The organism is Pseudomonas poae (assembly GCA_028869255.1).
GTDB lineage: Bacteria > Pseudomonadota > Gammaproteobacteria > Pseudomonadales > Pseudomonadaceae > Aquipseudomonas > Aquipseudomonas poae_C.
This window is the reverse complement of sequence record CP110972.1, coordinates 623131-634935: the sequence shown is the minus strand read 5'-3', so window position 1 is coordinate 634935 and position 11805 is coordinate 623131. Positions and strand designations below refer to the sequence as shown.

The following is an 11805-nucleotide window of genomic DNA, read 5'->3' as shown; positions in this document are numbered from 1 at the left end:
AAAAGCCCGGCCTAAGCCGGGCTTTTTCTACCACTCAGTAATTACTGAGCTTGAGCTTCAACCGACGCTTCTACGCGACGGTTAACAGCACGACCTGCTTCAGTTGCGTTGTCAGCAACTGGGCGGGATTCGCCGTAACCTACTGCGGTGATGCGGCTAGGCTGAACGCCGTCTTTAACCAGGACTTGCTTAACAGCGTCAGCACGACGCTGGGACAGCTTCTGGTTGTAAGCGTCTGGACCTACGGAGTCAGTGTGACCAGCAACTTCTACGTTGGTAGCTGGGTACTGAGCCATGAAGTCGGCCAGGTTTTTCACGTCGCCGTAGCTGTTAGGCTTAACAACCGACTTGTCGAAGTCGAACTTAACGTCCAGCTCAACACGAACAACCTGAGCAACTGGAGCTTCTGGCTCTGGAGTTGGCTCTGGAGCTGGTGCTGGGGTAGGAGCTGGAGCTACTGCGCCAGCGTTACCGCCGAAGTTCACACCCAGGCCGACCAGTGCGGAGTAGTCCCACTTGCCGTTGTCGATTGCGTAGTCAGCTTCAACACCAGCACGAGCGTACAGGTTGTTGGTGAAGTAGTACTTCACGCCAGCGCCAGCGATAGCCAGGGTCGACTGATCGCGACCGCTGTGGCCGTCAGCCTGAACGTTGGTACGGCTCTGGTGGCCGAAACCGCCTTCAACGTATGGACGCAGGCTATCAACGCCAGCCTGACCGAAGTGGTACTGAGCAGTCAGGCTGCCAGTGTCACCTTTGATCTTCTGGTTGCCAGTACCGTCGTTCGAACGGGTGTGGTTGGTTTTGTCATAGGACAGGTTCAACGACAGGTCGTCGGTCAGGAAGTAACCAATGCGAGCGCCTGGGTTGAAGCCGTCTTCGATGTGCTTGACGCTATCGTTGTACTGCTTCTTGTAGAACAGCTCGCCTTCAACTGCGCCTTGGCCTTGTGCCAGAACGCCGAAAGAAGTAGCGGCAATAAGAGAACCAATGGCCAAGCCCAAGGTGTTTTTCAGTTTCATCCGTTAAATCCCCATCTGGTGATTGTAAAGCAGTCCCACAAACCGGGGGACAACTCGGCGACAAGTCTAACAGAACTTGCCTACACGTAAGAGATATTTGCCACGCACTAAGTTTCAGTCTCGCCCGCAAATTTCTCACGTAATTTATCTAGAGCACGTTTGTAACGCATTTTTGTAGCACTCAAACCCATGTGCATGATGTCAGCGATTTCCTGAAATTCCAGCTCTGCGACAAATCGTAGCACCAGAATTTCCCGGTCAATCGGGTTCACATGCACCAACCAGCGATCAAGTCCGCCCTTCTCCTCGGGTGCCGGCGCCTTTTCTTCAGACGCCTCCTCAAGGGGGTCAAGACTCAAAGCATCCATCAAGCGACGCTTTCGCCGTTCCTTCCGATACTGCGTGATGCACTCGTTGTACGTGATGCTGTAGAGCCAGGTTTTGAACTTCGATTTGCCCTCGAAGTTCTTGAGGCCGTACAACACCTTGAGCATCACTTCCTGACAGACATCATCCGCATCTCTATCGTTCCCTAAATACCTTGAACAAACGTTGAACAAAGTGCGTTGATATCTGCGCATCAATTCTTCGTACGCGCGAGTTACGTGAAACAGCTCCGTGTGCGAGCGCGCGACCAACTCCTCATCAGAGAGCTCACGGGGGTCATAGCGCGTGGACAGCGTTTGGGCTTTATTCAAAACAAGTCGTGCCGACAGTCAGGTCAATGTCCGCTACAGCCCGGTCAGTCGGGTTTGCGGCGGCGTACATTAGCAGGGTTTGCCGGGTTAGCGGCTACTGACCTGCTGCTCGAGGAGAATCCGATTGGACAACGACACCAGGTCGCCATCATCGGTCAGCACCGTCGTCTTGACTGTGCCGATCTCCTCGATTTGCCCTTCGACCTCGCCGATACGCACCTGTTGCCCTACCTGATACAGCTCACGCACATAGATTCCCGCAAGAATCTGCCCGGCAATTTCCCGGCTTCCCAACCCCATTGCCAGCGCAACGGCCAGACCAACGGTAATCAAAACAATCACAATCACATGGTTGAGCAGGTCGGTTTTGACCTCCAACTGGCTGATCGCGACCGAAATACTGATGATGATCACCAGCCCTTGGGCGATTCGCCCCAAGCCGGCAGCATAGTCCAGCCCCACGCCTTCGGCGGCGCCGCGCACCAGGCCATTGGCCAGTTGCGCCAGCAACACGCCTACCAGCAGTACCAGCGCGCCACCGAAAACCTTCGGCAAATACAGCGCCAGCATGTCGAGCGTAGCTGAAACTCGCTCAAGTCCAAGGGATTGAGCCGCAGAAACCAGAAAAATCAGCAAAACAAACCAATAAACTATCTTGCCGATCAATGTGGAGATCGGCACCTGCAACCCGGCACGTCCCAAAAGCTTGGTCAGGCCAGTGCCTGCCATCAGGCGATCGAGGCCGAGTTTTGCGAGCAATTTCGACAACAGCGTATCGAGCAGCTTGGCCACGACAAAGCCCAGCAGCACCAGTACCAGAGCACCAAACAGGTTGGGAATGAAATTCGCCACCTTGGTCCACAATGCGGTCATCGCGGTGACCAGGCTCTGGGTCCAGAGATCAAGTTCCATATTCAATCAGCCTTATCAGCAGTACGAGCAAGAGGTTTACGACGGGAAACAGGCGATACGTGGGCCGAACCATTGTTCAGGGCCATCATCAACGCCGGCACCCAGCGGCCGAGCAGACCGAACAAGTCACCCGCCCCCACCTGACGGTTGGCGGTTTTCAACACGCGGCCCAGGCAGGCATCGTCGTCACGGTTGGACGGCGAAGCATTGAGCATGTCACGCAAAGACTGTTCGAACGGATCGTGCATAAAGACCTCTCGCAAGTGTTTTAAAAGACGAGGGTAAAATTCCTGGGGTCACATGGACCCTACTTGCGTTCAGGTCATATTCAGCTCAAACCCAGCGCAATCGTCGAAATAGCCACCATTGTCCGAGGGCGACCGACACCATCAACAGGCACGCAATCACGAACCCGTAGGGGCTCGCAGAGAACGGTATGCCGCCCACGTTGATGCCAAGCAGGCCGGTCAGAAAACTCATCGGCAGAAAGATCCCGGTGATAATCCCGAAGCGGTACATGGTGCGGTTCATGCGTACGCTCAAGCGCCGGTCTTCGGCCTCAAGCACAAGCCCCACGCGCTCCCGAGTCAATTCCAGCTCTTCCAGGTAACGGGTCAGGCTGTTGTTCAGTTCGTTCCAATAGTCGGCGTCGTCATCACAAAACCACGGCAATTTTATCCGTGTGAGCTGGGCAAAAATATCCCTCTGCGGTGACAGAAAACGCTTGAGCCCGGCCGCTCGACGACGGATCTGCAAAACGCTGCCATGCTCCGGCGTATACCGTTCGTCGGTATCGAGTTTTTCTTCCTCCGCATCGACGATTTCGGACAGATCGGTCACCAGGGTCCTGGACCTTATTGGTCAGGTACTGCGCCATATAAAGGATGAGTTCCGATGCAGTTTTCGGCCCTTTGCCGTCTGCCAACTGCACCAACAGCTCATCGGTGGCGCGCAGCGGGCGCAAACGCAAGGAAATAACGCGGCTGGCGGCGGCAAAGATACGCACCGAGACCATGTCTTCCGGCTCGGCACCCGGGTTGAGATTGACCCCGCGCAGAAACAGCAGCAATTCGGCGTCCGGCAATGGCAACAGCCGCGGGCGGGTGTTCTCCTCCAGCAGCAGATCACAGGCAAACTCGCTCAAACCACTGGATTTGCGCAACCAGGTCTGAGTTTGCGGATGGCTGCGATCCCAGTGCAGCCACAGGCTTTCCTGGGGCTGCAACTGCAATTGGTCGAGCTCTGTCCGGGCAATCGAACGCGCACCGCCTTTACCATCCAGCACCAGGGCATGCACCAGCCCCCATTGCGCGTTTTCTTCCTCGAACATCCCTACTCCTGTCGTCTATTGCGGTTTATTCAGGCATTTTCAGCGGGCTGGGCGACACGATCACGCCATTATTGTCGGCATAGATGTATTCACCCGGGCGGAACGTCACGCCGGCAAAGGTAACCACTACGTTCAGGTCGCCGATGCCGCGCTTGTCGGTCTTCATCGGGTGGCTGGCCAGGGCCTGCACCCCCAGATCGGTCTGGGCGATCACGTCGACATCACGGATGCAGCCGTAGATCACCAGCCCTTCCCAACCGTTTTTTGCGGCTTTCTCGGCGATCATATCGCCGAGCAGGGCGCGCCGCAGGGAACCACCACCGTCGACCACCAACACCTTGCCGGCGCCCGGCTGGTCGGCCTGCTCCTTGACCAGGGAGTTATCCTCGAAACACTTGATAGTGACAATCTCGCCGCCGAAGGAGTCTCGGCCGCCGAAATTGCTGAACATCGGTTCGAGCACCTGCACCAGGTCCGGATAGGCGTCGCACAGGTCGGGGGTCACGTAATGGTTCATTGAAAAATTCCTTTGCGTCAAAGAAGTGTCTTTCGAAAGAAGCGCGGGCAATGCAGGTGCGAAACATCCCATCAGCATCGTCGTAACGCAATAGCCACTGCGCGACTGAATATGACCAGAAGCGTTTAACGCGTCATATCTTAGCCGCAACCTCACACGAGCGAAACGCCCCTGGCAGAGCGCTGCCTCACACCGTGGCCATCACCTCGGGCGCGGCACCGAACAATGGTGTCAGCGGATCTTTCAGCCACTGCGCCACCAACGGCCACACTTGAACCTGTGCGGCTTTGCTGACCAGCATTTCCACGTGCCCGAAATCCTCGGTAAACCCTTGCTGGCGGCCCAGGCACAGGTATTGACGGTGCTCGGATCCGACTTGCTCGAACAGCTTGCGGCACGCCCAGTCGGGGTCCTGGTGGTCGCCGGCGGCGCTGACCGCCAACAACGGCACATCGACGTCTGCCAGGCCTTTCCACCAGTCCTGCTTGCCATCGCCAAAGCGCCCGAACAGGCCGTTCCAGCGCATGGCCTCGATCATTACGCCCGCCGGTTCGTCTTCCGGGCCGCGCTTGAGCCGCGAGCCGGAGACTTCCCCGAAACGCTTCAGCAGCAAGCGGCCGGTCCACTCCACCGGCGGAATTTTCAACGGCCAGTGGGTGCGGCTGACCTGACAGCCAAACAGCGCCACAGAAGCCACCGCCGGCGCGCCAAGGTGCTGACCACCGAGGGCCGCTGCCAGGGCGGTGCCGCCCAAAGAATGCCCGAGCCAGTGGGGGATTTGCGCACTTTGCTCGCGCACAAATGCGCCAATGGCCGGCAAGTCGTACCGCGCATAGTCGGCGACGCGATTTTTGGTGTAGTCCTGATTGCGCTTGGACAGACCATGCCCACGCATTTCCGGGATCCATACATCAAAGCCCTGGCGCGCCAGGTAGGCACCCAGCCCGATGCCCTTGGGCGAGTACCAGAAGCGCCGATTGGAAAAGCTGCCATGCAACAAAATGATCGGGATGCCCCGGTTTTCCGGGACATCAGCCAGGCCCAAACGGGTAACCGCCAGCTCGACGGTGCCGTCAGGGCTGTTACCGGGTTTGAGGCGGTACACATCTTCACTCAGGTCGCCACGACGTTCAGCGCTGATCAGGGCGACGGGAAACAGGTTGCTACTGCTTTGCATAATGCTCTTGCACAAAAAAGGGCGGCGTCCGGAGGGAGTTCCGCCCTGTACAGATAAGAATGCCGGCCATCCGCAACGGGTGACCGGCACTTTGGACGTGTCGACCTTAGGCGGACGCTTGGCCTTCCGCCAGGAAGAACCAGGTTTCCAGCACGGAATCGGGGTTCAGCGAAACGCTTTCGATACCCTGCTCCATCAGCCATTTGGCCAGGTCCGGATGATCGGAAGGGCCTTGACCGCAGATGCCGATGTACTTGCCAGCCTTATTACACGCCTGGATGGCGTTGGCCAGCAGCTTCTTGACCGCAGGGTTACGCTCGTCGAACAGGTGCGCGATGATCCCGGAGTCGCGGTCCAGGCCTAGGGTCAGCTGGGTCAAGTCGTTGGAGCCGATGGAGAAACCGTCGAAGAATTCCAGGAACTCTTCAGCCAGGATCGCGTTGGACGGCAGCTCGCACATCATGATCACGCGCAGGCCGTTCTCACCACGGGACAGGCCGTTTTCAGCCAGCAGGTCCACCACCTGGCTCGCCTCGCCCAGGGTACGCACGAATGGCACCATGATTTCGACGTTGGTCAGGCCCATCTCGTTGCGCACGCGCTTGAGGGCGCGGCACTCGAGTTCGAAGCAGTCACGGAAAGCTTCGCTGATGTAACGCGAGGCGCCACGGAAGCCCAGCATCGGGTTTTCTTCTTCCGGCTCGTAGAGCTTGCCGCCGATCAGGTTGGCGTATTCGTTGGACTTGAAGTCCGACAGGCGCACGATGACCTTTTTCGGGTAGAACGCCGCCGCCAGGGTGCTGATGCCTTCCACCAGTTTCTCGACATAGAAGCCCACTGGGTCGTTGTAGCCGGCGATGCGTTTGTCGACGCTTTCCTTGATATCCAGCGGCAGGCTGTCGTAGTTCAGCAGGGCCTTGGGGTGCACGCCGATCATGCGGTTGATGATGAACTCCAGGCGGGCCAGGCCCACACCGGCGTTCGGCAACTGCGCGAAGTCGAAGGCGCGGTCCGGGTTGCCGACGTTCATCATGATTTTGAACGGCAGGTCCGGCATGGCGTCGATGGAGTTCTGCTTGATATCGAAGCCCAGCTCACCTTCGAAGATGAAACCGGTGTCGCCTTCGGCGCAGGACACGGTCACACCCTGACCGTCTTTCAACAGCTGAGTGGCATTGCCGCACCCGACGACTGCCGGAATCCCCAGCTCACGGGCGATGATCGCCGCGTGGCAGGTGCGCCCGCCACGGTTGGTGACGATGGCGCTGGCACGCTTCATTACCGGCTCCCAGTCGGGGTCGGTCATGTCGGAGACCAATACGTCGCCGGGCTGGACTTTGTCCATTTCGGACACGTCCTTGATGATCCGTACCTTGCCTGCGCCGATGCGCTGGCCGATGGCGCGGCCTTCAACCAGCACGGTGCCGGTTTCTTTCAGCAGGTAACGCTCCATGACGTTGGCCGAGGTGCGGCTCTTCACGGTTTCCGGACGCGCTTGCACGATATACAGCTTGCCGTCGTCACCGTCCTTGGCCCATTCGATGTCCATCGGGCACTTGTAGTGCTTTTCGATGATCATCGCTTGTTTGGCCAATTCACTGACTTCAGCGTCGGTCAGGCAGAAACGCGCACGCTCGGCCTTGTCGACGTCAACGGTTTTCACCGAGCGACCGGCCTTGGCCTCGTCGCCGTAGATCATCTTGATCGCCTTGCTGCCCAGGTTGCGGCGCAGGATGGCCGGGCGGCCGGCCTCAAGGGTGTGTTTGTGGACGTAGAATTCGTCGGGGTTGACCGCGCCTTGTACGACGGTTTCGCCCAGGCCGTAGGCGCCGGTGATAAACACCACGTCACGGAAGCCCGATTCGGTATCCAGAGTGAACATCACGCCGGCGGTGCCGGTTTCCGAACGCACCATGCGCTGCACGCCGGCAGACAGGGCCACCAGCTTGTGGTCGAACCCCTGGTGAACACGGTAGGAAATGGCGCGATCGTTGAACAGCGAGGCGAACACTTCCTTGGCTGCGCGGATCACGTTTTCCACGCCGCGGATATTCAGGAAGGTTTCCTGCTGGCCGGCGAAGGAGGCGTCGGGCAAGTCTTCAGCGGTGGCCGAGGAGCGCACGGCGACGGCCATGTCCGGGTTGCCGGCAGACAGCGTGGCAAAGGCGGTGCGGATTTCTTCGTTGAGCTTCTCGGGGAACTCGGCGTCCATGATCCATTGGCGGATCTGGCTGCCGGTCTTGGCCAGGGCATTGACGTCATCGACGTCCAGAGCGTCCAGAGCGTCCAGCGCGGCGTGGATCTGAGCATTGAGGCCGCTCAGTTCGAGAAAATCGCGGTAAGCCTGGGCCGTGGTGGCGAAACCACCCGGCACCGACACACCAGCGCCTGCAAGATTACTGATCATCTCGCCGAGGGATGCGTTCTTGCCCCCTACGTGCTCTACATCATGGACGCCGAGCTTATCGAGGGAAACTACGTACTCTACCAAGGTGATCTCTCCACTTTCTGTGTTGGAAAAGCTCAGGACGCCGGCTGCTCAGTAGGAGCTAACGCCAGCGCTTGTGGCCTGGACCTGGAAAATAAGTGAGAATGCGGCCCACTGCGGGACGGCAAAATCGCGCCTATCATATCCAAGATTCGCCATCAGCTTAAGGCCCAGGGCTCAAATGAAACGATCTGCTTTCTTTATCTCCGACGGCACCGGCATTACAGCCGAAACATTGGGCCAAAGCCTGCTCGCGCAGTTCGAAAACATTACCTTCGCCAAATTCACACGGCCCTATATCGACAGCGTGGATAAAGCGCGGGCCATGGTACAACAAATCAATCTGGCGGCTGAAAAAGACGGCTTTCGGCCGATCATTTTCGACACCATCGTCAATCAAGACATCCGTGAGATCCTCGCAACCTCCAATGGTTTCATGATCGACATTTTCTCGACCTTCCTGGCGCCGCTGGAGCAGGAGTTGAGTGAACACTCCTCTTATTCCGTAGGAAAGTCCCATTCCATTGGTCATAACTCCAACTATATGGAGCGGATCGAAGCGGTGAACTTCGCCCTCGATAACGACGATGGCGCCCGCACCCACTACTACGACAAGGCCGATCTGATCCTGGTGGGCGTGTCGCGCTGCGGCAAAACGCCCACCTGTCTGTACATGGCCATGCAATTCGGTATCCGTGCGGCCAACTACCCGTTGACCGAAGACGACATGGAGCACCTCACCCTGCCGGCCGCGCTGCGTGCGCATTCGCACAAGCTGTTCGGCCTGACCATCGACCCCGACCGCCTGACCGCGATCCGCAACGAACGCAAGCCCAACAGCCGCTACTCCAGCTATGCCCAGTGCGAGTTCGAAGTACGCGAAGTGGAAAATCTGTTCCGGCGCGAGAATATTGCGCACATCAATTCCACGCATTTTTCGGTGGAAGAGATATCGGCGAAGATTCTGGTGGAGAAAGGCGTGGAGCGTAGATTCAAGTAGTGAGCCGAGTCGCAGATTGATTATGCAGAGCAGGCTTGCTGTGGCGAGCGGGCTGTTGTGGCGAGCGGGCTTGCCCGCGTTGGAGTGCGAAGCGCTCCCAGAATTTTGGGACTGCTTCGCCGCCCAACGCGGGCAAGCCCGCTCGCCACAAAAAGCCCATCACCTGAAGGCTCGACATTTACAGGTGAAACCGCCCACCCCCTGCCCCAACGCCGTCGCCAGCGCATCAAACCCGGCCCGCAACAACTGATCATCGCCTGAGGTATTGCAGATACTCGCCCGGATAAACTGCGGCACCGCCGTCTGCCCCACGGCAAACGCCTCGGCGGTGGCGATCAGGTAATTGTTCTGCTTGAGTTCCGCCTCGATTTCCGACGCACGCCACGGCTCCGGCACTTCAATCCAGAAGTGTGGGCTGTTCAGATGAGTGCGGTAGGCAAGGCCGGCCAGCAAATCCTGCACCAGCGCCTTACGCCGGCTGATCTCATTGATCTGCTGGCGCAACAAGTATTCCGCCGTGCCGTTTTCGATCCACTGGGTGGCCAGCTCAAGGGTGACGGGCGTGGCCATCCAGCAGGTCGAACGCAGGGCTGCCGAAATACGGCTGACCAACGCCGGCGGCGCATGCACATAACCCACCCGCAGCCCGGCCGACACCGCTTTGCTCAGGCTACTGATCAAAATCGTACGTTCGGGGGCGAAATGGCTGAGGGGCGGAGGTCGGTCTTCGACCAATACACCGTGGGCTTCGTCCTCAAGAATCAGCAGATTGTGTTCCCGGCACACCTTGACCAGCGCCTCGCGGCGCGCCACCGATAACACCGCGGTGGTCGGGTTCTGGATGGTCGGCGTGCAATACAGCGCGGAAACCCGGTGATTACGACAGATTTCATCCAGCGCACTCGGCAGTACACCTTCCTCGTCCATCTCCAGGCCGATCAGCCGCACACCCAGCATGCGCGCGGCGGTGATCAGCCCGGGGTAGGTCAGTTGTTCGGTGACCACCGTATCGCCGGCCCGCAGCAACGCCATCATCGCGCAGAGTAGGCCATGCTGGCCGCCATTGACGCAGATGACTTGTTCGGGAATCGGATGAAAATCACGCTGCACCAGCCACTGCGCACCCGCGTCACGGTAGCGCGGCAGGCCGGCATCCGGGGTATAGGCACTGATGTCCTGGAGGAATTTGGCGTTGTTCGACAGGGTTTGAAAACTCTGCGCCAGAAAGGCCGTTTCCTGCCCCGGGATATGCATGTTGCGGCTCATGTCGAAGTACTGGCGCGGCTCCTCGCTGAAGTTGCGAAAGCCTTCATCACGCTGGCGCTCCATCCCACGCTTGCGCACGAACGTGCCGTCACCGACCCGCGCCACTACCAACCCCAGGCGTTCCAGCTCGCCGTAGGCCCGGCTGATGGTGCCGATGGTCACGCCAAGATTGTCGGAAAGCACCCGATGGGGCGGCAGTTTTCTTCCCGGTTCAATCAAGCCTTCAAGGATGCCCCGCTCCATGACGTCGGACAGGCGCTTGTACTTCACGCCCTGCCCGTTGGACAACCCCTCACGCATAATTGACACCATGTCAATATTTGTTTTGACAGCCATCTTTCGCCCTAATAGTGTGCTTTTACGGGTTCAATCGCCGGATTTTACAACTCATTACAAGCTCAATATAGAGTTCAATTTCGGCTCAGGGAAGCAATAAACGATGCCAATGTCCGCCGTTCTCGAAAACACCGCTAAAACAAAAAACCAGAAACAGTGGTTGGCCGGCCTGGTGACCAGCGTGATGTTCCTGATCGTGTGCCTGAGTTGGGGCACCACTTGGCTGGGGATCAAAATTGCCGTGGAGAGCGTGCCGCCGCTGACCTCCGCCGGCCTGCGTTTCCTGATCGCTTTCCCGCTGTTCCTGTGTTTTGCCATGGTGCGCCGCGAGCCCATTCTGTTTCCGCGTGAGAGCCGCTGGTTCTTCGTATTCGTGACTCTGTCCTACTTCAGCGTTCCGTATTACCTGCTCAACTACGGCGAGATGCATGTGTCGTCCGGCCTCACCGCCCTGCTGTTCAGCTGCATGCCGGTGTTCATCCTGATTTTCTCCGCGCTGTTCCTGCGCGAACGCATCTACTTCTCCCAGGTGGTCGGTATTGGTATCGGCTTCGGCAGCCTCTACATGATTATCAAGAGCCAGGGCCTGCACCTGGACCACGCCGAGTTTTTCGGGGTATTGGCGATTCTGACCGCCGCGATCATGCATGCCTTGTGCTACGTCATTACCAAGCAAAAAGGCAGTGCCATCAGCGTGATCACCTACAACACCCTGCCCATCGGCATTGCCGGGCTGATGCTGTTCATCGCCGGGCTGTGGTTTGAAACACCGGCCTTCGAAGACATCACCCTGCGTTCCTGGAGCGCGCTGTTCTACCTGGGGCTGGTGGCGTCGGTGGGCGGGTTTATCGTGTATTTCATGCTGCTCAAGCGCTTGAGCCCGATCATCCTGTCGTTCGTGTTCATCATCTTCCCGGTGTTCGCGGTGATCATCGGCGCCTGGTACGAAGGCATGGCGATTTCCCGCGACCTGATGCTGTACTCGGCCGTCCTGCTGGCCGGCTTTGCGATCACCAAATTGCCCGTTGAAAAACTTCTGGCCAAGAAAAATTGAGCCTT

Annotated in this window: 10 protein-coding genes and 1 pseudogene; 2 read left to right on the top strand and 9 right to left on the bottom strand. The window is 58.3% G+C overall.

Annotation, left to right across the window (positions count from 1 at the left end; genetic code table 11):
- Positions 1–41: 41 nt before the first annotated feature.
- The 8 genes and pseudogenes from LRS56_03030 to ppsA form a co-directional block, all read right to left on the bottom strand.
- Positions 42–1022 carry an OmpA family protein gene (locus tag LRS56_03030; protein WDU63543.1) on the bottom strand — a complete coding sequence of 327 codons (981 nt, stop codon included), beginning with the start codon at positions 1020–1022 and terminating at the stop codon, positions 42–44.
- A gap of 107 nt (positions 1023–1129) precedes the next feature.
- Complete coding sequence (gene sigX, locus LRS56_03025; protein ID WDU63542.1) at positions 1130–1720, bottom strand: RNA polymerase sigma factor SigX; 591 nt, start codon at positions 1718–1720, stop codon at positions 1130–1132.
- An 87-nt stretch (positions 1721–1807) separates the two neighbouring features.
- Positions 1808–2632: a mechanosensitive ion channel gene (locus LRS56_03020; GenBank protein ID WDU63541.1), complete on the bottom strand. Its 825-nt coding sequence runs from the start codon at positions 2630–2632 to the stop codon at positions 1808–1810.
- A 2-nt stretch (positions 2633–2634) separates the two neighbouring features.
- On the bottom strand, positions 2635–2880 hold the full coding sequence (locus LRS56_03015) for a CrfX protein (protein ID WDU63540.1): 246 nt from the start codon (positions 2878–2880) through the stop codon (positions 2635–2637).
- Positions 2881–2965: 85 nt separating this feature from the next.
- Positions 2966–3962, bottom strand: a pseudogene (locus tag LRS56_03010) (zinc transporter ZntB).
- A 25-nt stretch (positions 3963–3987) separates the two neighbouring features.
- Positions 3988–4479 carry a ribonuclease E activity regulator RraA gene (gene rraA / locus LRS56_03005; protein ID WDU63539.1) on the bottom strand — a complete coding sequence of 164 codons (492 nt, stop codon included), beginning with the start codon at positions 4477–4479 and terminating at the stop codon, positions 3988–3990.
- Between the two features lie 187 nt (positions 4480–4666).
- Positions 4667–5656 (bottom strand): alpha/beta fold hydrolase, encoded by a 990-nt coding sequence (locus LRS56_03000; GenBank protein ID WDU63538.1) that lies wholly within the window; start codon positions 5654–5656, stop codon positions 4667–4669.
- A 106-nt stretch (positions 5657–5762) separates the two neighbouring features.
- Positions 5763–8147, bottom strand: a complete 2385-nt coding sequence (gene ppsA / locus LRS56_02995) for a phosphoenolpyruvate synthase (protein WDU63537.1) — start codon at positions 8145–8147, stop codon at positions 5763–5765.
- Positions 8148–8325: 178 nt separating this feature from the next.
- Here ppsA and LRS56_02990 point away from each other — a divergent pair, with 178 nt between their 5' ends.
- On the top strand, positions 8326–9144 hold the full coding sequence (locus LRS56_02990) for a kinase/pyrophosphorylase (GenBank protein ID WDU63536.1): 819 nt from the start codon (positions 8326–8328) through the stop codon (positions 9142–9144).
- Positions 9145–9303: 159 nt separating this feature from the next.
- Here the strand turns inward: LRS56_02990 and LRS56_02985 are convergent, their stop codons facing one another.
- The gene (locus LRS56_02985) at positions 9304–10746 is read right to left on the bottom strand and encodes a PLP-dependent aminotransferase family protein (protein ID WDU63535.1); all 1443 of its coding nucleotides are present in this window, start codon (positions 10744–10746) and stop codon (positions 9304–9306) included.
- Between the two features lie 160 nt (positions 10747–10906).
- On the opposite strand from LRS56_02985, the gene LRS56_02980 reads away from it, so the two are divergent.
- Positions 10907–11800, top strand: coding sequence for an EamA family transporter (locus tag LRS56_02980; protein ID WDU65684.1), 894 nt, complete (start codon positions 10907–10909; stop codon positions 11798–11800).
- Positions 11801–11805: the final 5 nt, after the last annotated feature.